Genomic DNA, 24,264 nt, shown 5'->3' on the forward strand with positions numbered 1-24,264 from the left:
CCGTCTCCCCCCGCCGGCTTCGTGACCAGATTTCGAATCCGGTCACACAGTCAAAGGTAGGCCCGGAGAACCCGATGGATAAGGGTGTTTTCAGCCACCGGCCGGAACGGCCTCCCGGAGCGGTCAGGTGTTAGAACACTCTCAGCACCGGGCGGCCCGGTACCGCGTTGCAGAGGCCGCAATACCGGGCAAAGGGCGCCCGCAATATCTTCCTGACCTGGACAAACGACCCCGGCGTGGCGCGGCCCCACCGCCGGTCCCGGGGCTTGTCATCGCGGTGAAGGGGCCTGGCCGCAGGCCGCTGCCCGTGATCCGTGATGGGTACACTCGCCGACCATGTGTGAGGGCAGCCGGAACGCAAAACGGCAGAAAATACGTGCTTCCCAGCGGGGTGCCGACGCTTCCGTCCGGCACGGAAAGGTGCTGCGGAACGCCGTCGACGCGCGTGGACGCGCCCCCCGCCGGGCGCCCGCCGCGACCGACGGCGGTGTCCCGGTGTGCCGCACCCGCGCCGGGACGCCCCCGGCGACAGCCACCGGCGCCGCCGTCCGAAGACTCCCCGCCCCGACCCTGCCCGAGGGCGCCCCGGTCGCGCCGTGAGCCGCCGCTCGAAGGGTGGCCGGCACGCGCAGTCCCGTGACCCGCGCGGTCACTGGCTGCTGCTGATCCTCATACTCCCCCTCGCCTTCGGCGCCCTGCTCTTCGAGGGCTGGACCACCCACGAGGTCGACGCCGCGAAGACCCGGCGCGCCTGCACCACACCGGTGCCCAGGGCCGTGGACAAGGGCGGCCCGGTGGTGCGCCTCGACGGCGGCAAGGTCAAGTCCGCCGGGATGCCCGCCCGCAATGTCGCGCTCACCTACGACGGCGGCCCCGACCCCGTGTGGACGCCGCGCCTGCTCGACCTGCTGCGCAAGCACCATGCGAAGGCCACGTTCTTCCTCCAGGGCGCGCAGGCCGCCCAGCATCCGGACCTGGTGCGGCGCATCCAGGCCGAGGGCCATGAGATCGGCTCGAACACCTACACCGGTGCGGTCATGGGCTCGGCCTCGGCGTTCCGGGCCCGGCTGGAGCTGTCGCTGACGCAGTCGGCGCTGGCGGGCACCGCGGGCATCCACACCGACCTGCTGCGGCTGCCCCAGACCACCGCGGTGGACACCATGTGCGGCCCGGAGTGGAAGGCCGCCCAGCAGGCCGCCGCGGACGGCTACACCCTGGTGGCCGCCGACCGGTGGTTCCGTAAGCCGGCCCAGGGCGTGGTCCGCCAGTTCAGCCAGAACGACATCGCCTATCACGACACCGAGAAGCTGCTCAGCAACCCCAGGATCGACAAGTTCACCACCGTGACCTGGGGGGCGGGCATGCCCGCTGCCGACACCCCGGCCCCCGCCTGGGAGCAGTGGGTGGGCAAGGCCCTGGTCGGCATCAAGATCGCCGGGCATGCGTTCGTCGGCGGGATGACCTGGGTGCTGGGCATCGGCGGCGCCCTGGGAGTGCTGCGGCTGGCCTCGCTCATCTTCTTCGCCCGCGCCCATGTCCGGCGGCTGTCGCGCATCCGGCCGGGCTCCCCCTGGCTGCGTGAGGTCGTCGACCCGGTGACGGTCCTGGTCCCCGCCTACAACGAGTCGGCCGGCATCGATTCCACCGTCCGTTCGCTGCTCGCCTCCACCCACCAGCACCTCCAGATCATCGTGATCGACGACGGGTCGACGGACGACACGGCGGACATCGCCGCCCTGATCGACGACCCCCGCGTGGAGGTGATCCGCCAGCCCAACTCGGGCAAGGCCGCCGCCCTCAACACCGGTCTGGCCCACGCGCGCCACGACATCGTGGTCATGGTCGACGCCGACACCGTCTTCGAGCCGGACGCCGTCCACCAGCTCGTCCAGCCCCTCGCCCACCCGGCCGTGGGCGCGGTCAGCGGAAACACCAAGGTCGGCAACCGCAGCCGTCTGCTGGGCAAATGGCAGCACCTGGAGTACGTCTTCGGGTTCAACCTCGACCGGCGGATGTTCGAGGTCCTGGAGTGCATGCCGACGGTCCCCGGCGCCATCGGCGCCTTCCGCCGGGACGCGCTGATGGGCGTCGGCGGCGTCAGCGAGGACACCCTCGCCGAGGACACCGACCTCACCATGGCCCTGTGGCAGGCGGGCTGGCGGGTGGTCTACGAGGAGTCCGCCATCGCCTGGACCGAGGTGCCCACCTCGCTGCGGCAGTTGTGGCGGCAGCGGTACCGCTGGTGCTACGGCACCCTCCAGGCCATGTGGAAGCACCGCCGTGCCGTGATCGAGGTGGGCCCGGCCGGCCGCTTCGGACGCCGCGGGCTGAGCTACCTCACGCTCTTCCAGGTCGCCCTGCCGCTGCTCGCGCCGATCGTCGACGTCTTCGCCCTCTACGGGGCGCTCTTCCAGGGTCCGGTGCTGGCGGCCGGGGTGTGGGTCGGCTTCCTCGCCCTCCAGCTGGTCTGCGCCGGATACGCCCTGAAGCTCGACGGCGAACCGGTACGGGAACTGTGGGCGATGCCACTCCAGCTCTTCGTCTACCGGCAGCTGATGTACCTGGTGGTCATCCAGTCCGTGGTGGCCTTCCTGCTCGGCACCCGGCTGAAGTGGCAGCGCATGCAGCGCTCCGGCACCGCCGCGCAGCACATCGGCCAGGCGGTCGCGTACGAGAGCCTGCCGTCGCGATGACGGCCGCCGGCGCGTTCCACAGGTGTCCGTCCGGCTCTGGACCGGGCGGACACCCGGGCGGCACGGCCGGACGCCGCCCGGCGGCCGCCGCGTACGTGAGGCCGCTCCAGGAGCGCACATTCAGTGCATTCTGCCCTTTCGTTTGTGCATATCCCCACACACCGGTTGGCGAAGTGGACATGAGCATGCAGACTTCCGCGCATGACTGAATGGCTGGAGGGGCCGCTCGACGGGAACTGGCGCGGCGGCGAAGCGCAGGCGGAGTACATCGGCAACGGGCAGATCTGGCACCCGGCCGACCACCCGCGGCAGGCACAGCCGCCCCAGGCGCCCCCGTCTCAGGCACCCCCGGCATGGCCCCTGGACTACGACGCGTACGGCACCGGGTACGACGCCGCGTACGGCACGGCGCACGACGCCATGTACGGCACGGCGCACGACGCCATGTACGGCACGGCGTTCGACGCCGCGTACGGCACCACGTACGACGCCGCGTACGACAGCGTCCCTCAGGCGCCCACCGCGGCCCAGGCTCCGGTGCCCGCGGCTCCCCCGGCGCCGCCACCCCGTTTACACAGCACTCCCGGCAACGGGCGGCCCCCGCTCCGTACCGGACCCGCGGGTCCGGGCGACGGTGACACCGGCCGCGGCAGGCGCGCCGCGGGCCCGCGCCGCCGGATCGTGCGGGTGCTGATCGTCCTGGCCACCGTGCTGGGCCTCGGCTCCGCGGGCACCTACGTCTGGGCCGACACCGAGCTCAACCGTGACGTCGACCTCGGCAAGATCGCCGGCCGCCCGTCGAAGGGCGGGGGCACCAACTATCTGATTGTGGGTTCCGACAGCCGGGTGGGCCTCTCCGACCGTGCCAGGAAGAACCTGCACACCGGTGGCTCGGCCGATGCGGGGCGCCGTACCGACTCGATGATCCTGCTGCACACAGGTGAACACGGGACGACGATGGTCAGTCTTCCGCGTGACTCGTGGGTGACCGTTCCGCCGCACATCCGCCCCGAGACCGGCAAGCACTACCGCGCGTCGAAGAACAAGCTCAACGCGGCGTTCTCGTTCGGCGGTCCCGATCTGCTCGTCCGGACCATCGAGCACAACACCGGCGTGCACATCGACCACTACACGGAGATCGGCTTCGCGGGCTTCGTCGGCATCGTGAACGCGGTCGGCGGGGTGCCGATGTGCCTGGACCGGGACATCAAGGACGAGAAGTCGGGCGCCAACCTGAAGAAGGGCTGCCACACCCTCGACGGCCGTACGGCACTCGCCTTCGTCCGCCAGCGCCACCAGGAGGCCAAGGGTGACCTGGGCCGCAGCCAGAACCAGCAGAAGTTCCTGGCCGCGCTCGCCCACAAGGCCGCGACTCCGGGTGTCCTGTTCGACCCGGGCACGGTCTACCCGACGATGAGCGCGGGCCTCGGCACCCTCATCGTGGACAAGGACACCGGGCTGCCGAACCTCACCTCGCTCTTCAAGGCGATGAAGGGCGTCACCGAGGGCGACGGCAAGCGGCTCAACGTGCCCGTGGCGAGCCTGGGCTTCCCGACCTCCAAGGGCAGCGCCGTGCTGTGGAACAAGCGCAAGGCGCAGCAGCTCTTCGGCGAGCTGAGCGAGGACCGCCCGGTGACCGTCAAGGAGAAGGACTGACCGTCACGCCGCCCACCCGGCACGGCCCCGTCCCGGGTGGGCGCACGGGCGGCCGCCCCAACCGGCCGGCCGCCCGGCCTGAAGGAACAGCCCCCGCCTAAAGGAACAGCCCCCAGGCCCCGTCCAGCGACCAGCTCTGCCAGCTCATGGCGAGCAGCGCGGTGACGGAGATCAGCGTCATCATCAGGTTCTGCCCCTGCTCCGCCCAGTCGTGGATCATCAGCACGAGGTAGACCAGGTTGAGCACCGCCCCGGCGACCAGGGCTATCGGCGTCAGGAAGCCCACGATCAGGCCGAGGCCGAGCGCGAGTTCCGCGTAGGCGACGACGTACGCCATCAGCCGGGGGCGAGGTTTCACCAGGCGGTCGAAGCCCCTGCGGACCACGGGCCACCGGTGGTCGGCGGCGATACCGGCCGCCCAGGTGATGCCGCCGCCCGCGAACCAGGACTTCTTGTCCTTGTGGCGCCAGCTCTCCAGCCACCACAGCCCGAGCCCGACCCGGAGGACGGCGAACCACTCGGCACCGCTGAGCCACACCGTCTGCATGCTGCCCCCTCGACTCCGCAAGCTGAACTGACGATGCGTCAGTTCAGCGGACGGCGGGCGATACCGCAAGAGGTGGAGTTACCTGCCTCGCCTTGTCGTCGCACGGGCGAGCCCATAACCTCCGAACTGATGGGTCGTCAGATACCGGCCCGAGGGCGTGACTCAGCGGCAGGCAGTTGGGGGTACAGCGTGATCAGCAACCAGAGCGGCACGGCGGAGCTTCCCAGGGTCATCAGCGTGGACGACCACGTGATCGAGCCCGCGCACCTCTTCAGGACCTGGCTCCCGAAGAAGTACCAGGACAAGGGGCCGAAGCCCTTCACCGCCGGCATCGGCGAACTGGCCTACGTCGGGGGGAAGTACCGGTTCACGACGGACCCCGAGGGCCAGATCACGGACTGGTGGGAGTACGAGGGACTGATCTTCCCGTACAAGCGCATCATCGCCGCCGTGGGCTTCTCCCGTGACGAGATGACCCTGGACGGCATCACCCGGGAGCAGATGCGGCGCGGCTGCTGGGACCCCAAGGCCCGGCTGGCCGACATGGACCTCAACCACGTGGAGGCGTCGCTCTGCTTCCCGACGTTCCCGCGCTTCTGCGGCCAGACCTTCGCCGAGGCCGAGGACAAGGAGGTCGGGCTGGCCTGCGTCCGGGCGTACAACGACTGGATGGTGGAGGAGTGGTGCGGGGACAGCGGCGGCCGGCTGATTCCGCTGTGCCTCATCCCGCTGTGGGACATCGACCTGGCGGTCGCCGAGATCCACCGCAACGCCGCCCGCGGGGTCCGTGCCGTGACCTTCAGCGAGATCCCGACCTACCTCGGGCTGCCGTCCATCCACTCCGGCTACTGGGACCCGTTCTTCGCCGCGTGCGAGGAGACCGGCACGGTCGTGAACATGCACATCGGCTCGTCGTCCCAGATGCCGGCGGCCTCACCGGACGCGCCGCCCGCCGTACAGGCCTCCCTGAGCTTCAACAACGCGATGGCCTCGATGATGGACTTCCTGTTCAGCGGCGTCCTCGTGAAGTTCCCCCGGCTGAAACTCGCCTACAGCGAGGGCCAGATGGGCTGGATTCCGTACGCCCTGGAGCGCGCCGACGACGTCTGGGAGGAGCACCGGGCGTGGGGCGGGGTGAAGGACCTGATCCCCGAACCGCCGTCGTCGTACTACTACCGGCAGATCTTCTGCTGCTTCTTCCGCGACCGGCACGGCGTCGCGTCGATCGAGACCGTGGGCGTCGACAACGCCACCTTCGAGACCGACTACCCGCACGTCGACTCGACCTGGCCGCACACCAAGGACGTGGCGGCCGAGCATGTGGCGGGCCTGTCCGACGAGGTGACGTACAAGATCCTGCGCGGCAACGCGATCCGGATGCTGGACCTCCCCTTCGACCGGGGCTGACCGGCCCCACTCCCACACCGCTCCTGTCCGGCACCGTCCCTGTCACGGACCGACGCTGCCGGACAGCGTGCGGCGCGGCGCTACAACCAGCCCGCCGCCCGGGCAGCGGCGACCGCGGCGTCCTCCGCCGCCTCCGCCGCGGCGTTCAGCCCCTCGCTCCGGCCCATCCCCTCCCGCCCCGCGGCCAGCCCCGCGGCCTGCGAGGCCCTGAGGGCGGCCTGGTACGCGGCCTCGCAGAGTTCCGCGGCGCCGTGGGACCGCGCGACCTGGGCGGCGAGTACGGAAGCGGCGGCGGCGTTCCGGGCCTGCCGGGCGTCGGCCGCGGGGTCCGCCACCCCCTCGGCCAGCGCGGCGAGCGCGTCGGCGGACAGCCGCACCGCGTTCACCGCCTTCGCCGCGTCCTCCGTCGGCACGGCGATCACCTCACCCGGGTCCGCCGCCACCCCGGCGGAACGGCACGCGCCCCGGGTACGCACGTCGGCACTGCGCGTACGCGCGGTGTGCCGGGCCCTGAGCGCCTCCCCGGCACCCGCCCCCACCGCCTCTCGGGACGGAGCGGCAGGGGAGGGCGGCGCCCCCTGCACCACCTCTGCGTCGGACTCACTCATCGCCGTCTCCTTGTCTGTCAGAGCGACACTGCCGCGCGGACGGGTATCCCCCGCCGGCCGTGGGCACGGTGACGGTCAGAGCCGGGCGACGGATGCCGCGCAGGGTGGCACGCCCGGCCTCAACAGACCAGAGCGGTGCACGATCCCCTCGCCCGCACACACCGGCCCGAGGGCCCCGGCGACACTCGCCGTACGGGGACGGCCGAGGCCGCGGTGCGACAGAAGCCGACGGAGAGACGACCGAATGAGCAACACCATGAGCGAGACGCTGACCACGCTCGGGCGCGGATACCTGCGGGACGCCCCCGGCTTAGCGGGAAAGGCGGCACTCGCCACGCGCTACCTCAACCCGCGGCTGCGGCAACACCCCCGCCGCCGCCTCGTCCGCACCCGCTTCGGCGCCACCATGGCCGTCGACACCCAGGACCTGATCCAGCGCTATGTGTACATGTTCGGCCTCTGGGAGCCCCACATGACGCACTGGCTGCAACGCCGCCTCCGTCCCGGCGACACCTACGTCGACATCGGCGCCAACGTCGGTTACTTCAGCCTGCTCGCCGCACAACTCGTCGGAGAGAAGGGCCGGGTGGTCGCGATCGAGGCCTCACCGACGTATCACGCCCAGATCCGCCGCCACGCCGACCTCAACGGCCGCACCAACATCCGCACCCTCCACACCGCCGTCGCCGACGCACGGCGGACGGTGACCCTCATCCTCGCCAGCTCCCAGAACATGGGCGCGGCCAGCATCGTCCCGTACGACGGACCGGCGGAGGTCACCCACGAGGTCGAGGCGCATCCGCTGCCCGACCTGCTGGACGCGGACGAGACCGCGACGGCCCGCGTGATCAAGATCGACGTCGAGGGCGCGGAAGGCGCCGTGATCCGCGGCCTGGCCCCCCTCCTCGACAAGCTCCGTCCCGACGCGGAACTCACCGTGGAAGTCACCCCCGCCCGCATGGAAGCCCTGGGCGAGTCACCGGACGCCCTCCTCAAAACCATGCGGCAACACGGCTTTCACCCCTACCGGCTCCCCAACAGCTACGACCCGGCCAGCTACCCGGCGGCGCTGCACGGTGCCCCGGCGGTGCCGGTGCGGTGGCGTGGGCCGGTGACCGAGGAGAGCGACCTCGTCTTCTCCCGCGTCGACGCGGAAACGCTGCCGTGAGCACCGGTCGGCCGAGCACCGCTCACCCCACACCCCCACCCGGATAACGCCACTCCCACCCCGCCAGCTGCCGGGCCCTGGCCTCCACTACGGCCATGCGGGCGGCGCGTTCGGTGGTGTCGGTGTGGGAGGGGTGGCTGGTGGCCTGGCCGGGCCACTTGCGGTAGTGGAGGCCCACCTCGGAGGAGAACCAGCCGCGGCTCGTGGCGTTGAGGGCGAGCAGCAGGCCGGTGTCCTCCGAGGCCGGGAGCGCCATCCAGCCGCCGAGGGCGAGGGCCAGGTCGCGGCGCATGAAGAGGGTGGCCGGGTGGACCTGGGCGCGGAAGCCGTTCGCCTTCCAGAAGTCGAGCACGGCGCCCCGCTCGATCGGGCCCGGTGCCGGGTCGCCGGGAAAGCCGGTGGTGGAGCCGTCGGGCAGCAGGTCGAGGGCGCGTGAGGTCGCCCAGCCGAGGCTGCTGTCGCCTTCGAGGGCGGCCAGGTCGCGGGCCAGTGTGCCGGGGGGCAACTGGTCGTCGGCGTCCAGGACCTTGAGGTACTCGCCCTCCGCGTGCGCGAGGGCGATGGTGCGGGCGACGCCGGGACCGCCGGGCCGTCCCTGCCGGAACGTCACCCGCGGGTCATCGGGGACGTAGGGGGCGACGTCCCCGGTCGTGCCGTCCTCCTGGATCACCCAGTGCCACTCCCATCCGTCGGGGAGTTCCTGGCGGCGGAGCGACGCGTAGGCCTCCGGCAGGAAGGGGGCCGAGGGGGCGTGGACGGCGGTGACGATGATGATGCGCCGGCGCACGGCACGCACCACCTTTCCGGGGAGTGGTGAACAGCATTCCGTGCGGCCGCCGGGCGGGAGTTCCAGCGTGCCTCCTGGGCTCCGGCTCACCTGCGCGGATGGCCTCACCTTACGGCCCCGGGAGATGCCGACGCGGGGAGAATGCGGAAGCGGCGCCGCGACGCCGTGCGCGAGCGGGACCGGAAAGTGCGGGATGCCTGCGGCGCGGAATCCCTGCGAGGAAAACCGGACCTGTTGCAGGGTTTCTCCCTTTGTGAAGACCACGAAGGCAGTGAAGTCGGCGAAGAGCGCGAAGCGGCCGAAGAGCGCGAAGTCGGCGGGGATAGGCGGCCGTTCCGGGCCGCCGGGCAAGAGGGGGAGCCCATTCCCCTATTCCGGCGCGGGGCATGAAAGCGCCCGATCGCTGGCGACGGGGGATGCACCAGCGATCGGGCTATGGCCAACAGTAGCAAGCCTGGCCGCTCTGTGGGAGCCAACTGCTGAATTCAAACGCGGAGTTGTGGCTGGAGTCACGTGGCGCGGGTCCGGGCGACGGGGAAAACGGGGAGTTCGGGGCGCCATGAAGGCGGCCGTGGGCTTCCCGTCCGGCGGCGCTCCCGGCCCCGTCGTTCGGCGGAGTCGCCGTGCGGTTACTCAGCGCACGGCGGCTCGTACGGGAGAAGGGGCAGATACTCGCGCCATTTCTCCGGGGTCAGAACGCCGCGGGTGGTCGAGCAAATACGGCGAATGGCCTTGTCGGTGTCCAGGTTCCACAGCCGGACGGTACCGGCGCCGCTCGACACTCCGAGCAGATGGCTTCGGGGGCTGAACGAGAGGAAATTGCCCGTCTTGGCGTTGGGGCTCGTCGACTGGCCGATGGGAGCGGCCCTGGAGGGGCTCACATGCCAGAACCGCACCGTGTTGTCGTTGCCGCCGCTCGCCAGCGTGCGCCCGTCCTCGCTGAAGGTCAGCGACACGACCGCTTCGGTGTGGCCCGTGAGCGGGGAGCCCCGCCGGGTCGCCTTACGGGGATCGGTGGTGTTCCAGAGCCGTACGGTGTCGTCGTCGCTGCCGCTGGCCAGCGTGTGGCCGTCGGGGCTGTAGGTGAGCGAGTTGACGGGACCCAGGTGGCCCCGGAGGGGCTCGCCGCGCGGTGTGGTGTGACGCGGGTCGGTGGTGTCCCAGAGCTGCACCGTGGCGTCCGCGCTGCCGCTGGCGAGCGTGCGCCCGTCGGGGCTGAAGGCGAGCGTGTTGACGTAGCCCTTGTGGCGGGTGAGCGGTGCACCGAGCGGACGGACGCGGGACGGGTCGCTGACGTTCCACAGCTGGACGGTGTGGTCTTCGTAGGCGCTGGCCAGCGTGCGGCCGTCGGGGCTGATGGCCAGCGCGTCGGGGCCCGCGAAGCGTGTCCGCAGCCTCAGGGGCTTCCCGTAGGAGACGGGATGGGCCGGGTCGGCGACGTTCCACAGCTCCACCGTCTGGCTTCCCATCAGCACGGCGAGCGTGCGGCCGTCGGGGAAGAAGGCCAGCGAGCGCAGGTCGCCCTTCCCGGGCGTGAACGGTTTGCCCAGCTGGACGGGCCGCTTGAAGTCCCGTACGTTCCACAGCCGCACGCGTCTGTCGCCGGAGGCCGTGGCGAGCACCCGGCCGTCCGGGCGGAAGGCGCCGACCCGGCCGACCATGTTCGACGTCGGGATCGACCACAGCCGGACCTTGCTGTCGCCGCTGCCCGTGGCGAGGGTCCGCCCGTCGGGGCTGAAGCCCACCGCGAACATGTCACCGCTGCTGCCCGCGAGGGGCTCGCCGACCTGCGACGGGTACGCCGGATCGCTGACGTTCCACAGGCTCGCCGTGCTGTCCGCGCTGCCGGCGGCGAGCATGTTGCCGTCGGGGCTGAACGCGACCGACCACAGCGGGCCGGTGTGTCCGGTGAGGGGCGCGCCGATCGGTGCCGCGTGACGCGGGGAGTCCACGCTCCAGAGCCGGATGGTGTTGTCGTCGCCGCCGCTGGCGAGGGTGTCGCCGTCCGGGCTGAAGGCCACCGAGTGCACGGTGTCCGAGTGGCCGGTCAGCACGGCGCCGGCCTTCGGACGGCCCCGCCCGGCCACCTCCCACAGCCTGATCCTGCCGTCGTCGCTCCCGGCGGCCAGCGTCCGTCCGTCGGGGGCGAAGGCCACGGAACGCACCGGGGCGGTGGCGCCGGTGAGGGTGGCGCGTGACTTCGGCCGGCGCGGGTCGGTGAGGTCCCACAGGCGCACGGTGTGATCCTCGTTGGCGGTGGCCAGCGTCCGGCCGTCCGGGCTGAAGGCGAGCAGGAAGACCGTGCCGTTGTGGGCGGCCAGGGGCGCCCCGATCGGGTGCGGGCGGCGGGGGTCGCGCACATCCCACAGCCGGATCGTCCCGTCGTCCCCGGTGGTGGCGAGGGTGTCGCCGTCCGGACTGAAGACGGCGGTGCTCACCCAACTCGTGTGGCCGGTCAGCGCTTTGCCCAGGGGCTCGGGACGCGTCGGGTCCGCCACGTCCCACAGGCGCACGGTCCGGTCGTAGCTGGCGGTGGCCAGGAGACGCCCGTTCGGGCTGAACGAGGTGAGGTAGACGGCGCCGGTGTGGCCCCGCAGCGGGGTGGCCAGCGGCTCGTTCATCATCGAGATCAGCCGGTTGTTGGTGCCCTCGTCGCCGGGCCGCAGGCCATGGGCCACCAGGTCGAGTTGCGCCGACAGGGACGGGTCCGTGTACTGGGCGCGGTCGGCCTGGGCGAGGACCTGCGCGAACACGGTGTCGTCCCGCTGCTGCCACGCCTCCACCGCGGAGCCGACGGCCAGCAGCGCCATGACGACCAGCGCGGCCACCGCACCCCGGCTGAGCAGTACGGTGCGCCGGCGCAGCCGGACCGAGGCGGCCAGGAACTCCACCGCGCTGCGGGTCAGGAAGGTGTCGTCGCTGGAGTCCGCCCAGCTGCGGGCCTGCTCCAGGCGGGACCCCCGGTAGAGCAGGGACGCGTCACGGTCCGAGCCCTCCCATGCCCGGCCGTCCTCTTCCAGGCGCTGGCGCAGCAGATTGCCGTTCCGGTCCTCGTCGATCCAGTCACGCAGCCGCGGCCAGGCGTGCAGCAGCGCCTCATGGGTGATCTCCACCGCCTCCGAGTCGAGCGTCACCAGCCGGGCGTGCACCAGCGCTTCGAGCGACTCCTCTGTTTTGCCCGGGTCCGTTGACTCGTCGGCCAGTTGGTTCCGCTTGCCCCGCCTACGGGTTGCCTGGGTGTCCTCGCCGAGCCGGACCAGCCGGAGGAGGAGCAGCCGCGCGGCGGTGCGTGCCGTCGGGTCGAGACCGGACCAGGCCCGCTCGGCGGTCGCCGCCACCGCGCCCTGGATGCCGCCCGTCGCGCGGTAGCCGGACAGCGTCAGCCGACCCGCCTTCCGCCGCTGCCAGGTGGCGAGCAGCGCGTGGGAGAGGAGCGGCAGCACACCCGCGTCGTGCGCCCCGCTGGAGCCGTCGGCGCTCACCTCCCGGACGATCAGCTCCGCCAGCCCCGGTTCGAGTTCCAGGCCCACCGCCTTGGCCGGGCCGGTCACCGCTTCCCGCAACTCGGCGGTGGTCAGCGGACCGAGCACCATGTGCCGGTGCTGGAGCGCGTCGGCCAGCTCGGGATGCCCCAGACACTGCTCGTAGAAGTCGGCCCGTATGCCGAGGACGACGAGCACGGGGGCCGGGTCGCCCGGACAGGGGGGTCCCCCCTGTTCGAGCGAGGCCGAGAACGTGGGGGAGGGCGTGCACGCGGCGTGCAGGAGCTGGATGAAGGTGCGCCGGGCCGCCTCGTCCGGGCAGAGCGTGAACGCCTCCTCGAACTGGTCCACGATCACGACCGGCCGGGCGGCGGCGGGCGTCCCCTGCCCCGCCCACGCCGCGGCGGCCTCCCGCACCGCGTGCGCGAAGTCCGGAGTGCCGGGTTCCGGTGCCGACGGTCCGGCGGACAGGACCGGGGCGAACTCGGGAATCCGCCGGGCCAGTTCCGCGAGCGGATCGCCGCCCGGCACCAGTTGCAGCACCTCCCGCTCCGGGCCGCTCCCGTCGTCCGGGGCGCCGCTGCGCAACGCGGGCACCAGGCCGGCGTTCAGCAGGGACGACTTCCCCGCCCCCGAGGCGCCCACCAGCATCACCAGGCCGCCCGTCCGCTCCGCCGCGCGCAGCTGGGCGACCAGGGCCTCGGTGCTCCGCTCCCGCCCGAAGAACCACCCGGCATCCTGCTGCCGGTACGAGGCCAGCCCGCGGTACGGACATACTCCGGCGACGGACGGTGCCTCCGCCGGGGCGCGCTCCTCCTTCGGCGCGGACGCCTCGGCACGTTCGCCGACCGGGTCCGCGACCGCGCGCTCCCACAGCCGCTGCCACTGGGCCGGGTCGTAGAGACCGGGGGACACCGGCGTCGGCCGCTGCCGCCGCGCCTGCGGAATCAGGATGTGCAGCACCGCCGCGAGCGCGGCGAACTGCGCGGGTACGTTCTTGGCCCGCCGCCAGTCGCTGATGCGCTGCACGGACACCCGCACGGGCCGCCCTCGTTCGTCGACCCGCTGCAGCCGGACGACCGCCTCGGCCACCTTCTTCAGTGGAGGGTTGCCCGCCTCCTTGTACAGCAGCGCGAGACGTTCCGCGAAGGCTGTACGTGCCCCTGAGTCGGCACTCAAGGCTTCCACCCCCTACGTCCCCCGCACTTGGACATCCGGACCGGAAAACTCACCTTAGCTGTCTGACCTGTGGTTAAACGGTCGCTCCGCTACCGGAACCTCCCCACCGGAAGCCACAGCTGGCAGGATCTCGAACCAGCGGCGCAGCAACCGGGCTTACCCGGACAGCCCGCCGGCTCAGCACTCGGAGACCACTCCAGACGCACGTTCGCGGTCGCCTTCCGCCCGAGTCAAGAGCCGGTGACGACGTCCCGGACCACGAGCACGAGGGACCGCACCACCGGTCCCCTCCGGACACGCTGCCGCGCCGACCACGGTTCCGGCCCTTCCCGGAGATCCGCGCCAGTACGGGGGGTGCGGATCGACACCGCCCGCGCCGTTCGGCACCGGTCCCCACGAGGGGAGGGACCGGTGGCGAACGGCGCGGTGTGACGTCCGGCGTACGTCTCCGTACTTCAACGCGACCCGGCCGGACCGCCAGACGGGACCGACGGCCGTTCCATGAGCGGGAGCCGGGGGCCTTTCCCGCCGGGACCACCAGCTCTGTGGGGGGAGCTTTGTGTCCCAGGTCACACCTGGCTCGACGTCCGTCGGGCGGGGTGCGGGTCCGGTGGCGGAGGCGGGTAATTCTCGGCGTCCTCCCGGGTCCGCCGTCGGTGCCGGTGCGGGCGTGTGGGGTGGTGGGGCGGTGGATGCCGTGGCTTGACACGCGTATATTGCATGAGAAAGTTTCAGCTGACAGGTGTCGAGGACGTCAGGGGTGAACCATGACCAGTGAGGAGCTTTTGGCCTTCCTGGCGGCCGTGGGTCACGCCCAGCGCCTGCGGGTGATCCTTGAGCTCGCCGAGGGCCGGATGTACGTCAGCGAACTGGCCCGCCGTCTGAAGATGTCCCGGCCGCTGCTCTACATGCACCTGGAACGTCTGGAGAAGGCCGGCCTCGTCGCCGGGCATCTGGAGCTCTCCCAGGAAGGCAAGGCGCTGAAGTACTTCGAACTGGCGCCGTTCGACTTGCGCCTGAACTTGGATACGATCCTCCAGGCCGCGGAGCAGGACCGCATCGCGACCGAGGCCACGGGTACAGCTGCCGATTCCACGGGTACGAAGTAATTCCAGGAACCTGAAAGGGAAGCGCACATGACTGGCGCTGTCATCGCCATCGCCATCGTCCTGATCGTCGTCGGCGGCATCACGGTGAGTGTGGCCGCGTACTTCAAGCTGCAGCGTCACCGTGCCGACGCCGTCGCCATGGCCGAGTTCCGCAGGCTCGCCGATGAGGCGGTCGCCAACCAGCTCGCGCTGCAAGGGCAGTTGGTCGAGCTGCACGACCGGGTCAAGTCCGTCGAGAGCCTGCTGCGCAGCGTCGACTGAGCTCCGTTCAAACCCGCGCGCCACGGTCGTCCCGGGGCAGTCAGCGCCGTGTCAGCGGACGGCCGGAGTATGGGGTTCGGCCAGGGGGTCGAACCCCATACGACTCGGATACCGGAGTGCGCGACGTGTCGAATCCCTTTGATGACCAGGACGGAACGTTCCTGGTGCTGGTGAACGACGAAGGCCAGCACTCTCTTTGGCCCGTGTTCGCCCAGCGGCCGGACGGCTGGCAGGTGGCCCTCGACGCGGGCCCCCGGGACGCCGCGCTCGCCTACATCGAGGAGCACTGGACCGACATGCGCCCGCGCAGCCTGCGCGAATCCGCCGGCGCGCAGGCTTCTTGAGTACCCGTCAGCTCGCCCCGATGCCGGAGGGACAACTGTGAGCATGGCGATTCAGGCGGAGGGGCTGTGCAAGCGGTACAAGCAGCACGAAGCGCTCAGCGGAGTTGACCTCGCGGTTCCCAGCGGCACGGTGTTCGGTCTGCTCGGCCCCAACGGGGCGGGCAAGACGACCACCGTGCGGATGCTGGCGACGCTGGCGGAGCCGGACGGCGGGCGGGCCGAGGTGGCCGGGTTCGACGTGGTGCGCCAGCCGCACGAGGTACGCCGGCGGATCGGCCTGGCCGGTCAGTACGCGGCGGTGGACGAGCTCCTGACGGGCCGGGAGAACCTGGTCCTCATCGGCAGGCTGCTGCATCTCAGCAGGCGCTCCGCACGGGAGCGCGCCACGCGGCTGCTGGAGCGGTTCGAGCTGACCCATGCGGCGGACCGTCCCGCGCACACCTACTCGGGCGGTATGCGGCGCCGTCTGGACCTGGCCGTCTGCCTGGTCACGACGCCGTCCGTGCTCTTCCTCGACGAGCCCACCACCGGCCTCGACCCGGTGAGCCGGATGGCGCTGTGGAACGCGGTCCGTGAGCTGGTGGCCGACGGCGTGACCGTGCTCCTGACGACGCAGTACCTGGACGAGGCCGACGCCCTCGCCGACCGGATCGCCGTCGTCGACACGGGCCGGGTCATTGCCGAGGGAACCCCGGACGAGCTCAAGCGGAAGGTCGGTGACGAGCGGCTCGAAATCGTGGTGGCGCGCCCGGACGACGTGCCCACCGCCGTCACCGCGCTGCGCCGGATCTCCGCGGACGAACCGTCCGCCGACCCGGACCGGCGCACCATCTCCCTCGCGCTCGGCGACGGCATGACCGGCATCGCGAACGCCGCCACGGCACTGCGGCAGGAGGGCGTGGAGGTCGTCGACTTCGCCCTGCGCAGGCCGACCCTCGACGACGTCTTCGTGACGCTCACCGGCCAGTCCGCCTGAACGCCTCAGGCCCGGACAGACTCCCTCCTCCTCTCCTTGTGGTGCGGCCGGCCCGCTGTGGTATCCCGCCGGTCCGGCCCACACCTCTCAACCGGTCGTCCGCGCACGCCGTTTGACGGCGGAACCGGCACGTCGCCGCACGCGGCGGCCGGCGGGAAGAGCAGCAGGGCCACGGCCGTATCCGAGATTCTCCTCACCTGCGGGACAGGTGACCAACGGGGGCAGTATCCAATGCAGAGAATTCACTTCACCGCTGCCGACATCGCCAGAACCCGGCTGAAGACCACCGCGGGGCCACTCATTGAAACGGCCTTCGCGTACGGCCTGCTCGGACGGTGCGTGGGACCGCCGCACGTGCGCTGGTACCGGCAGATCGCCAAGCGACTCTCCGCCCGGCCGCCGGCGCGTTCCGGAGGCGTCGGCGGGGTCAGCGACCCCGAGGCGCTGCTGCGGCTGATCGAGCGCAGCGAGAACGGCGGCTCCCGTGGCGGCGCGCACCAGGCGCCGTGGGCGTCGCAGTCGTCCGTCCACCAGGAGGCCGTGGAGCTGCCGGGGTTCTGGCGGGAGGCGATAGCCCCGTACTGGGACCGCATGGTGTCCTATCTGGAGGCGGAGTGCGAGGCACGCACCCGGGTGGTGATGGGTGGCGGCGTGGAGCTGCTGTTGGCCACCCTGCATCCCCGGGTCACCTGGCGGTCGCCGGTCCTGGAGATCCCCGGCGGCCCCGACGAGGACGTCTTCCTCGGCGATCGCGGGCTGGTGCTCGTCCCCTCGGTGTTCCTCACGCACCGGCCGGCCCAGATTGTCGGCACGCAGAGCGACAGCGGCGAACTGGTGCTGGCCTTCGCCGCGCCGCCGGACGTCCAGCGCGCGGCGGGCCTGTGGGGTGTGCCCGAAGACACCGCCCAGACGCTCGGGGCGCTCGTCGGCCAGACCCGGGCCGCCGCGCTGCGGCTGCTGCGTGCCACCTGCACGACCAGCGAGCTGGCGGAGCGGCTCGGCATCTCGGCGGCCAGCGCCAGCCAGCACACGAAGGTGCTCCGCGAGACGGGTCTGATCACCACCCGACGGATCCGCAACACCGTGCTGCACGCGGTGACTCCGTTGGGCCTGGCCCTCCTCGACGGTCTGCCCACGTACCCCGCACCGGACCGGGTGCACAGAACGGTGACGGCGACCGAGCCGCGGCGGCACGCCATGGACGCCCGCCTCTCCCGGCCGGTCGTCCTGCACGCCTCCTGACCCGCCGCGGGCGACGGACCGGAGCCACCCGTACGACGCGTCCCCCGGCCGGGGTCTTCACTGGCCGGGGGACGCGTGACGGGTGCTCACTCGCGGATTCCCACCATCCCGCCGGGCCGGTGGCGCAGTACCAGCGCGGCCGAGAGGAGCGTGGTGACCAGGGTCAGAGCGAAAGCGGCGGCCACCACCGCGGCGAAGATCCACGGCGGGCCCTCCGGCACCGGCGAGCCCAGCACGCTCAGGCTCAGCGGCACCAGCGTCAGCGCCGCGACCAGTACGCCCAGCAGGATGCCGGCCACGGAGACCAGGACCGCCTCCACCGTCATCATCCGCAGCACCTGCCTGCGGGTGGCGCCGATGAGCCGTTGCAGCATGAACTCCCGCCGTCGCTCGGTGGTCGCGAGGACCTGCGTGTTGACCAGGGCGATCGTCGAGTAGGCGATGACCACGCCGAGCACCAGGTACGACATCCAGGCCTGGGTGTCGTCCTCGTCCTGGTGCACCGCGCTGACCGTGGACCGGGGGAGCACGGTCAGACCGGGCCGGTCCTCGGCGAGCGCCGACAGGGTCCGTGCCAGCCGGGCGTGGTCCGTCCCCGGCGCGGCGCGCACCGAGATCTGCGGGACCAGACCGGAGTCGGTGTGCGGGACGAGGAGCGAGGCGGGCACCAGCGCGGTCTCGTAGCCGCGGCGTGCGTCGACGGTGGCGACCAGCTCCAGCCGGACCTCCGTGCCGTCGCCCAACCGCATCGGGACCCGGTCGCCGAGCCGGTGGCCGCCGGTCGCCGACGCGGGCAGTGCGACGGTGTTGCCGGTCAGCGCGTCGAGGGAGCCGGTGGTGGCGCGGAAGGCCGTGGTGCCCGTCACTCCCGTGGAGGTGACGCCCTGCAGCGGCATCTCGGTGGGTTCGAAGTCGCCCTCGTCGATCTCGGAGGAGGTGGGCGGGGTCTTGGGCTCCAGGTATCCGAGGCTGGAGACCTGGGCGGAGGCCGCCGCCACCCCGGGCTGCTTCCGGACGGCGTCCACCACGGACAGCGGCAGACCGCCGGAGACGGAGGTGACCGCCAGATCGGCCCGCATGTTCTCGTCGAACGCCCGCTGGGAGCCGCTGGACTGGGTGGTCTGCAGATAGATCAGGGCGGTGGCCAGACCGGTGGCGAGCATGACCGGCATCACCGCTCCGGCCATACGGCCGGTCCGGGCCTTCGCGTTGAGCGTGGCGAGCCGGCCGGCCAGCCCGGTCACCGCGCGCAGCGGCCAGCGGAGCACCGCCGTGATCGCCCTGGCGAGCCCCGGGCCGAGCAGTCCGAATCCGACCGTCCACAGCATCGCCGCGGGAGTCGCCGTGCTGCCCGCCGTGGGGCCGGCCATGCCGGCGGTGACCATGGCGAGCGCGGCGCCGCCGCCGAGGAAGAGCAGCGCGAAGAGCAGCCGGGGGACGCTGAACCACTTGCGCTGGAGGGAGGCTTCGGCCAGTGCTTCGGTGGGCCGGGTGCGGGCCGCGCCGCGGGCCGAAATGAAGGCCGCTCCCAGCGCGGTGAGCAGCGCGGCGCCCACCCCGATCGCCATCGGTATCCAACCGGCCCGGTACGCCAGGGTGTCGGGTACCACCCCGCCGTCGGCGAAGGCGTCGAGCAGCCACCTTCCGACGTGCGGGCCGGGGTAGCAGGCGAGCGCGGTGGCGAGGAGGGCGACGAACAGCGTCTCGCCGAGGATCATCCGGCGCAGCTGGCCGGGCGTGGTGCCGATCGCCCGCAGCAGGGCCATCTCGCGCTGGCGCTGCTGGATCGACAGACCCATGGTGCTGGACACCACGAAGACGGTGACCATCGCGGACAGGCCGCCGAACACCGAGGCGAGGGTGACCAGTTTGGTGCCGTCGGTGACGACGGAGGGGTTCTCCGCCCGGCCGCGGTCGTCGCCGGTCAGTACGGTCGCGGGGTGGCCGGCCACCGCTTTCTCGATGTCCCGTACGACGCGGGCGTGGTCGGCGTCGGGTGCCGTGAGCACGCCGATGGTGTCGACCCGGCCGGGCCGGCCGCCGGCCGCGCCGGCCGCCCGGTCGGAGAGGAAGACGGTGTTCCGGTCGTCGGAGCCGGTGGCCAGACCGGAGACCGTCAGCCGCTCGGCGCGGCCGCCGACCAGGAGCTGGGCCCGTCCGCCCGGGTGCAGTCCGGCCCGCGCGGCGAGCCGCGCGTCCAGCACGACCTGGCCGGGGCCGGAGGGGGCGGTGCCTTCGGTGAGCCGGTACGGGGCCAGGCGGGCCGAGGACCAGCCGTGGCCCGACACCCGGGTGGCGGACCCCTTGCCGCCGTCCGGGAGCAGGGTGGCGTCGAACGACACGTCCGGCAGGGCGTGGGTCACCCCCGGTACCGCGCCGATTGTGTCGGTGAGGCCGGCGTCCAGGCGGCGGCGTTCGGCGAAGACGTACTCGCCGTGGGTGCCGGGGTGGTTCTGGTCGCCGGTGACCAGGACCGGTGCGGCGCCCAGCCGTTGTGGAGGCGCGGCGCTGTGCAGGCCGGTCTCGAAGAGACCGCCGCAGCCGATCACGATGGTCGCGCCGAAGAACAGCGCGATGAAGGAGGCGATGAAACCGCCCTTGTGAAACCGCAGGGTGCGGACCGCGACTCCGATCACCGGGGCACCCCGTGTCCGGCCCGTACCGCGGCCGCGTCCTGCCCCCAGGCACCCAGGTGCGTCATGCGCTCGGCGACCTGGTCCGCGGTCGGCCAGTCCAGGTGGCTGACGAACCGGCCGTCGGCGAGGAACAGCACGCGGTCGGCGTGTGCGGCGGCCACCGGGTCGTGGGTGACCATCACCATCGTCTGCCCGGCTTCCCGGACGGCCTCGCGCAGCAGCGTCAGCACCTCGCGGGCGGCGTAGGTGTCGAGGGCGCCGGTCGGTTCGTCCCCGAAGACCACCGCGGGACGCGTGATCAGTGCCCGGGCGATGGCGACCCGCTGCTGCTGGCCGCCGGAGAGCTCGCCCGGGCGGTTGTTGCGGCGGGCCGCCAGACCGACGCGCTCCAGCACCTCGTCCACCGCGGCCTTCTTGGGCCGGCGCCCGGCGAGCCGGAGCGGCATGCAGACGTTGTCCACCACGTTGAGCGCGGGGAGCAGGTTGAACGCCTGGAAGATGAAGCCGATCCGTTCGCGGCGCAGTCGGGTCAGCTCGCGCTCCTTGAGCGGTGACAGGTCCACGCCGTCGAGCAGGACCTTTCCCGACGTGGGCCGGTCGAGGCCGGCCGCGCAGTGCAGGAACGTGCTCTTGCCGGAGCCGGACGGCCCCATCACCGCGGTGAAGGTGCCCCGCGGCAGGCCGATCGTCACCCCGTCGAGGGCCGCCACCTGGTTCTTGGACCTGCCGTAGACCTTGCGTACGGATTCGAGCCGTACGACGTCGTGGGCCTCCGGGCCCGTTGTCCCCGTCATGTGGTGTGTCCTTGGCTGGTGGTGAGTGGCGACCGCGGCGGGCCGAGCGAGACGAGCGCGAGGGGGCCGGGCTCGGTGAGGATTCGCTTGACCCCTGCGAGTGGGTCGGGTGGCGGGCGGAGCAGGTTGTGGGCGACGGTCAGGTGCAGCCGGGCGGCCGCGACCACGAGCGAGGAGGCGTACATCGCGAGCAGGAAACAGACCGCCGCGACGGCCAGGGCGGCGGGCCAGGTGTCGATCCGCACCCCCGGGGCGCCGTCGTCGGGGCCGCCGATCCACGCGCCGTGGGTCCAGCTGCCGTCCGTGTGGTGGGTGTTGATGGCCCAGAACCACAGCGGCAGCGAGACGCCGGCGAGCAGCACCAGCCATACCAGCAGCGCGAGGAGGTCGAGCAGCAGCAGGAACGGGAAGAGGACGACCAGGCAGACGCAGTCCCTGAAGAACACCGGGTCGCCGCAGCGGGCCCGGAGCTGCTCCGCGAGGCCCGGTTTCGCGGGCTCTTGGTAGTAGTGCGGGATCGGCGCGTCGACCAGGACGGCGCGGCCCCGCTCGACGTGGGCGCAGCAGCGGACGACCCAGGCCGAGCCGATGGTCAGCGCCACCGAGACGGTGAACTGCATGAACACCAGCCCCAGCAGCACGGCGGCACCGGCGACGGCGAACAGCGCGGGGCCCGCCAGCAGATAGCTGGCCAGGTAGCCGGACGCGCGCCAGGGCGCGGCCGAGAACGGCCTGCGTAACGGATTGCGGTGGACCGGCAGCCGGCTGCCGGGCAGGAGCGCGATCATCCGACGCTCCGCAGCAGGCCCTCGACGGACCTCACCCGCTCGTCGAGCGCACCCAACTGGCCTTGCAGGGCCTGCTGGGCGGCGGCCGATTCCTCGGCCAGTTTCCGGTAGCCGGCCATGGCGGCGGCGTCGGCACGATGGCGTTGCAGCCTGAAGAACGCGACCACGCTTCCCGTGATACCTCCCACGACGAGCAGGATGACGGCGATGGTGATGACGGCGCCGGTCATGTGGGGGTCCCCTTCATGTTGTTGTGCCCTCCGTGTCCTCTGCGACGGCCGCGACGATCGTGTCGATGTCCACGTGCATGTCGAACGGCGCCAGTTCGAAGTACCTCCGCGCCGTGCCTTCCCGGGAGAGCTCCAGGTGCCCGACGACCAGGCCGGCCCTCTCCAGACGTGCCAGGTGCAGGGAGAGCAGCGGCCGGGACATCTCCAGACGCCGGGCGAGCTCGCTGACGTACATCCGGCCACCGGCGAGTTCGGCGACGGCACGGAGCCGCTGCCGGTGGCTGATGGCGGCGAGAACGGCCAACAGGTCCTCGCTCGTCATAGGTCCACCCTCTCCCACATCCCGAAGCATGTAAGTTGAGACTGACACATGACGGCACATCCCGTCAAAGGTAAGTCCGGTCATTCCGGGCCTCGTTGAGGATGACCCGCCCCACTGCCCGGCCGCCGGGCCGGGCACACCGGGACAGACGCGCGAAGGTCTTCCCCCGGGAGAGGGGCAGACCTGATGGCGCCGTTCGTCCGGTGGTGCCCCGGTCAGTTCCGGGGCCAGCCGCGGAACTGTCGCAGCCCGTAGAGGAGCGGCGGCAGGGCGTGCCTGTGGGTGATCAGGCGGGCCTCGCCGAAGACGGTGACGTGGTCGCCGATCTGGTGGGTCATGACCACGTTGCAGTCGGCGACGGTGTGCGCGTCGCGGGGCAGGTGCGGCCCGCCCGCGTCCGGTGCCTGCTCCCAAGGGACCATGCGGAACCGGTTCGGGTTGCCGGAAGCGAAGAGTTCGGCGGTGTCCCGCGCCTCTTCGTGCAGCAGGTTCACCGCGAAGGTGCCCCGCTCCAGGATCGTCTGCAGGGTGGGGCTGCCGTCGCGCAGGCAGACCAGCAGCGTCGGCGGTTCGAGCGAGACGCTGCTCACCGACGAGCACGTCATGCCCCACGGAGCCCCGTCGTGACCGGTGGAGGTGATCACGCTGACGCCGGTCGGGAAGCCGCTCATCATCGTGCGGAAGCCGTCGGGCGTCGCCTTGCCGGCCTCCGGTTCGATGTCTACGGTGCGATCGGTCATCGGACACTGCTTTCTGTCGCTACGGCAACCGCCTCGGACCCGAGGCGGGTCTCTCCGCGGTCTAGGAGGCCCAGGAGCGGCCCCGTCATGGCCGTGGTGGTCAGCGCCATCACGATCAGTGCGAGGACCATGGGCGCGGTCAGGATCCCGGAGCTCAGCCCGGCCTGGAGGACGATGAGTTCGGTGAGCCCCCGGGTGTTCATGAGCACGGCGATGGTGCGTGCCGTCTCCTTGGACTCGCCGCCCCAGCGCGCCCCCAGATAGCCGCCGAGTCCCTTGCCCAGACAGCCGAGCACGACGGCCGAGCCGATCAGCAGCCAGGAGGCGTCGGAGAACGAGCCGGTGAGCACGGTGACGCCGGTGACCACGAAGAACGCGGGCGCCAGCGCACCGCCCGCCCGGGAGACGGTGGCCACCACTCGCTCCCAGGGCGCGTCCTCGTCCTGCGGGATGGACAGCCCCACCAGGGCCGCGCCCAGGATGGCGGTCATCCCAAGGTGCTCCACGGTCAGGGCGACCGCCAGGGCAATCGAGCCGAGGAGCACTGCCACGGTCCGCGGCCGCCGCAGACAGGCGTTGCGGGCCACCTGGGTGCGCAGCCCGTAACGGACGGCCAGTGCACACACCGCGCCGAACGCGAGCGCCCGGACGGAGTGCAGCGAATCCGCCAGGCTCCCCTTGCCGAGGCTGACGGCGAGGGTGAGCAGCAGCCATCCCACCGCGTCGATGACGATGGCCGCGGCCAACGCCGCCCGTCCCGCAGCCGATTGGGACATCCCCCGGTCTGCCAGGATCCGGGCCATCACGGGTACCGCGGTGATGGACATCGACACCGCGACCATCAGGACGAAGGCAGGGAGCGGGGCGCTGCCGCGCGCCGCGGTGTCGTCGGTGAGCAGCACCAGGCCGGCCAGCAGCACGCCGGTCAGCAGCGGTGGCACCAGCGAGCCGGCTGCCACCCAGGCCGCGCCGCGGCGCGGCGGCCCGTCCCGGTGTGCCCCCAGCTTGTGGGCCAGGCCGACCAGGAACAGCACCAGACCGGCCTGGGAGACGAGCTTGAGCAGGTCGAACACGGAGTGCGGCAGGACCGTGTCGAAGACGTCCCGCCCGAGCAGGGCGATCACGGCCGGCCCGGAGAGCAGGCCGACCACGATCTCCCCGATGACCTCGGGCTGACGCAACATCCGGGCGATCCGCCGGCCCACCATGGCGATCAGCAGGATGACGGCGAGTGCGACCGTGACGTGGGCGAGGAGCGGCGCGACGCCCAGGGTGTGCCTTCCCAGCATGTCCAT

The 24,264-nt window shown here is 71.9% G+C and carries 20 protein-coding genes; 9 read left to right on the plus strand and 11 right to left on the minus strand.

Features of this window, described 5'->3' with window-relative positions; genetic code table 11:
• Nucleotides 1-596: 596 nt before the first annotated feature.
• Together ACWC9R_RS20740 and ACWC9R_RS20745 are read left to right on the plus strand one after the other, a co-directional pair.
• Complete coding sequence (locus ACWC9R_RS20740) at nucleotides 597-2,693, plus strand: bifunctional polysaccharide deacetylase/glycosyltransferase family 2 protein (RefSeq protein WP_450733460.1); 2,097 nt, start codon at nucleotides 597-599, stop codon at nucleotides 2,691-2,693.
• A 201-nt stretch (nucleotides 2,694-2,894) separates the two neighbouring features.
• Nucleotides 2,895-4,349, plus strand: a complete 1,455-nt coding sequence (locus tag ACWC9R_RS20745; RefSeq protein ID WP_450733461.1) for an LCP family protein — start codon at nucleotides 2,895-2,897, stop codon at nucleotides 4,347-4,349.
• 97 nt (nucleotides 4,350-4,446) lie between these two features.
• On the opposite strand, the gene ACWC9R_RS20750 is transcribed toward ACWC9R_RS20745, so the two are convergent.
• Nucleotides 4,447-4,896, minus strand: a complete 450-nt coding sequence (locus ACWC9R_RS20750) for a DoxX family membrane protein (RefSeq protein ID WP_450733463.1) — start codon at nucleotides 4,894-4,896, stop codon at nucleotides 4,447-4,449.
• A gap of 189 nt (nucleotides 4,897-5,085) precedes the next feature.
• Between ACWC9R_RS20750 and ACWC9R_RS20755 the strand changes: the two genes are divergently transcribed.
• Complete coding sequence (locus ACWC9R_RS20755) at nucleotides 5,086-6,303, plus strand: amidohydrolase family protein (protein ID WP_450733465.1); 1,218 nt, start codon at nucleotides 5,086-5,088, stop codon at nucleotides 6,301-6,303.
• Between the two features lie 80 nt (nucleotides 6,304-6,383).
• Here ACWC9R_RS20755 and ACWC9R_RS20760 read toward each other — a convergent pair whose 3' ends face one another.
• Nucleotides 6,384-6,911 (minus strand): hypothetical protein, encoded by a 528-nt coding sequence (locus tag ACWC9R_RS20760; protein WP_450733467.1) that lies wholly within the window; start codon nucleotides 6,909-6,911, stop codon nucleotides 6,384-6,386.
• A gap of 256 nt (nucleotides 6,912-7,167) precedes the next feature.
• Between ACWC9R_RS20760 and ACWC9R_RS20765 the strand changes: the two genes are divergently transcribed.
• Nucleotides 7,168-8,079 carry an FkbM family methyltransferase gene (locus ACWC9R_RS20765; protein WP_450733468.1) on the plus strand — a complete coding sequence of 304 codons (912 nt, stop codon included), beginning with the start codon at nucleotides 7,168-7,170 and terminating at the stop codon, nucleotides 8,077-8,079.
• A 22-nt stretch (nucleotides 8,080-8,101) separates the two neighbouring features.
• Here ACWC9R_RS20765 and ACWC9R_RS20770 read toward each other — a convergent pair whose 3' ends face one another.
• Entirely contained in the window at nucleotides 8,102-8,866 is a 765-nt protein-coding gene (locus ACWC9R_RS20770) for a glycosyltransferase family 2 protein (protein WP_450733470.1), read from the minus strand.
• Between the two features lie 629 nt (nucleotides 8,867-9,495).
• Entirely contained in the window at nucleotides 9,496-13,536 is a 4,041-nt protein-coding gene (locus ACWC9R_RS20775; protein ID WP_450733471.1) for an NACHT and WD repeat domain-containing protein, read from the minus strand.
• Nucleotides 13,537-14,294: 758 nt separating this feature from the next.
• Between ACWC9R_RS20775 and ACWC9R_RS20780 the strand changes: the two genes are divergently transcribed.
• The 5 genes from ACWC9R_RS20780 to ACWC9R_RS20800 all read left to right on the plus strand — a co-directional run bounded on the left by ACWC9R_RS20780 (nucleotide 14,295) and on the right by ACWC9R_RS20800 (nucleotide 17,459).
• A complete protein-coding gene (locus ACWC9R_RS20780) occupies nucleotides 14,295-14,636 on the plus strand; it encodes an ArsR/SmtB family transcription factor (protein ID WP_450733473.1) in 342 nt (113 codons plus the stop codon).
• Nucleotides 14,637-14,663: 27 nt separating this feature from the next.
• Nucleotides 14,664-14,897 (plus strand): hypothetical protein, encoded by a 234-nt coding sequence (locus ACWC9R_RS20785; RefSeq protein WP_450733474.1) that lies wholly within the window; start codon nucleotides 14,664-14,666, stop codon nucleotides 14,895-14,897.
• Between the two features lie 125 nt (nucleotides 14,898-15,022).
• A complete protein-coding gene (locus tag ACWC9R_RS20790) occupies nucleotides 15,023-15,241 on the plus strand; it encodes an MbtH family protein (RefSeq protein WP_450733548.1) in 219 nt (72 codons plus the stop codon).
• A gap of 43 nt (nucleotides 15,242-15,284) precedes the next feature.
• Entirely contained in the window at nucleotides 15,285-16,217 is a 933-nt protein-coding gene (locus ACWC9R_RS20795; protein ID WP_450733476.1) for an ATP-binding cassette domain-containing protein, read from the plus strand.
• Between the two features lie 231 nt (nucleotides 16,218-16,448).
• Nucleotides 16,449-17,459 (plus strand): ArsR/SmtB family transcription factor, encoded by a 1,011-nt coding sequence (locus ACWC9R_RS20800; protein WP_450733478.1) that lies wholly within the window; start codon nucleotides 16,449-16,451, stop codon nucleotides 17,457-17,459.
• Between the two features lie 86 nt (nucleotides 17,460-17,545).
• On the opposite strand, the gene ACWC9R_RS20805 is transcribed toward ACWC9R_RS20800, so the two are convergent.
• The 7 genes from ACWC9R_RS20805 to ACWC9R_RS20835 form a co-directional block, all read right to left on the minus strand.
• Entirely contained in the window at nucleotides 17,546-20,095 is a 2,550-nt protein-coding gene (locus tag ACWC9R_RS20805; protein WP_450733479.1) for an ABC transporter permease, read from the minus strand.
• Nucleotides 20,092-20,889 (minus strand): ABC transporter ATP-binding protein, encoded by a 798-nt coding sequence (locus tag ACWC9R_RS20810; protein ID WP_450733481.1) that lies wholly within the window; start codon nucleotides 20,887-20,889, stop codon nucleotides 20,092-20,094. Before ACWC9R_RS20810 ends, ACWC9R_RS20805 begins: the two co-directional genes overlap by 4 nt.
• The gene (locus tag ACWC9R_RS20815) at nucleotides 20,886-21,677 is read right to left on the minus strand and encodes a sensor domain-containing protein (RefSeq protein WP_450733483.1); all 792 of its coding nucleotides are present in this window, start codon (nucleotides 21,675-21,677) and stop codon (nucleotides 20,886-20,888) included. The genes ACWC9R_RS20810 and ACWC9R_RS20815 overlap by 4 nt, the downstream gene beginning before the upstream one ends.
• Entirely contained in the window at nucleotides 21,674-21,907 is a 234-nt protein-coding gene (locus ACWC9R_RS20820; protein ID WP_450733485.1) for a hypothetical protein, read from the minus strand. The genes ACWC9R_RS20815 and ACWC9R_RS20820 overlap by 4 nt, the downstream gene beginning before the upstream one ends.
• A 13-nt stretch (nucleotides 21,908-21,920) precedes the next feature.
• Nucleotides 21,921-22,229 carry an ArsR/SmtB family transcription factor gene (locus ACWC9R_RS20825; protein ID WP_450733487.1) on the minus strand — a complete coding sequence of 103 codons (309 nt, stop codon included), beginning with the start codon at nucleotides 22,227-22,229 and terminating at the stop codon, nucleotides 21,921-21,923.
• A 215-nt stretch (nucleotides 22,230-22,444) separates the two neighbouring features.
• Complete coding sequence (locus ACWC9R_RS20830) at nucleotides 22,445-22,969, minus strand: flavin reductase family protein (protein WP_450733489.1); 525 nt, start codon at nucleotides 22,967-22,969, stop codon at nucleotides 22,445-22,447.
• Entirely contained in the window at nucleotides 22,966-24,258 is a 1,293-nt protein-coding gene (locus ACWC9R_RS20835; RefSeq protein ID WP_450733491.1) for a cation:proton antiporter, read from the minus strand. The genes ACWC9R_RS20830 and ACWC9R_RS20835 overlap by 4 nt, the downstream gene beginning before the upstream one ends.
• Between the last annotated feature and the right edge of the window lie 6 nt (nucleotides 24,259-24,264).

The organism is Streptomyces sp. NPDC001219, from assembly GCF_053597915.1.

What these genes read in the sequence shown, in the direction of transcription:
- ACWC9R_RS20785 (WP_450733474.1), top strand. Translation starts at nt 14,664, where the DNA reads ATGACTGGCGCTGTCATCGCCATCGCCATCGTCCTGATCGTCGTCGGC.
- ACWC9R_RS20750 (WP_450733463.1), bottom strand. Translation starts at nt 4,896, where the DNA reads ATGCAGACGGTGTGGCTCAGCGGTGCCGAGTGGTTCGCCGTCCTCCGG.
- ACWC9R_RS20760 (WP_450733467.1), bottom strand. Translation starts at nt 6,911, where the DNA reads ATGAGTGAGTCCGACGCAGAGGTGGTGCAGGGGGCGCCGCCCTCCCCT.
- ACWC9R_RS20810 (WP_450733481.1), bottom strand. Translation starts at nt 20,889, where the DNA reads ATGACGGGGACAACGGGCCCGGAGGCCCACGACGTCGTACGGCTCGAA.
- ACWC9R_RS20800 (WP_450733478.1), top strand. Translation starts at nt 16,449, where the DNA reads ATGCAGAGAATTCACTTCACCGCTGCCGACATCGCCAGAACCCGGCTG.
- ACWC9R_RS20820 (WP_450733485.1), bottom strand. Translation starts at nt 21,907, where the DNA reads ATGACCGGCGCCGTCATCACCATCGCCGTCATCCTGCTCGTCGTGGGA.
- ACWC9R_RS20835 (WP_450733491.1), bottom strand. Translation starts at nt 24,258, where the DNA reads ATGCTGGGAAGGCACACCCTGGGCGTCGCGCCGCTCCTCGCCCACGTC.
- ACWC9R_RS20765 (WP_450733468.1), top strand. Translation starts at nt 7,168, where the DNA reads ATGAGCGAGACGCTGACCACGCTCGGGCGCGGATACCTGCGGGACGCC.
- ACWC9R_RS20795 (WP_450733476.1), top strand. Translation starts at nt 15,285, where the DNA reads ATGGCGATTCAGGCGGAGGGGCTGTGCAAGCGGTACAAGCAGCACGAA.
- ACWC9R_RS20830 (WP_450733489.1), bottom strand. Translation starts at nt 22,969, where the DNA reads ATGACCGATCGCACCGTAGACATCGAACCGGAGGCCGGCAAGGCGACG.
- ACWC9R_RS20745 (WP_450733461.1), top strand. Translation starts at nt 2,895, where the DNA reads ATGACTGAATGGCTGGAGGGGCCGCTCGACGGGAACTGGCGCGGCGGC.
- ACWC9R_RS20780 (WP_450733473.1), top strand. Translation starts at nt 14,295, where the DNA reads ATGACCAGTGAGGAGCTTTTGGCCTTCCTGGCGGCCGTGGGTCACGCC.
- ACWC9R_RS20825 (WP_450733487.1), bottom strand. Translation starts at nt 22,229, where the DNA reads ATGACGAGCGAGGACCTGTTGGCCGTTCTCGCCGCCATCAGCCACCGG.
- ACWC9R_RS20815 (WP_450733483.1), bottom strand. Translation starts at nt 21,677, where the DNA reads ATGATCGCGCTCCTGCCCGGCAGCCGGCTGCCGGTCCACCGCAATCCG.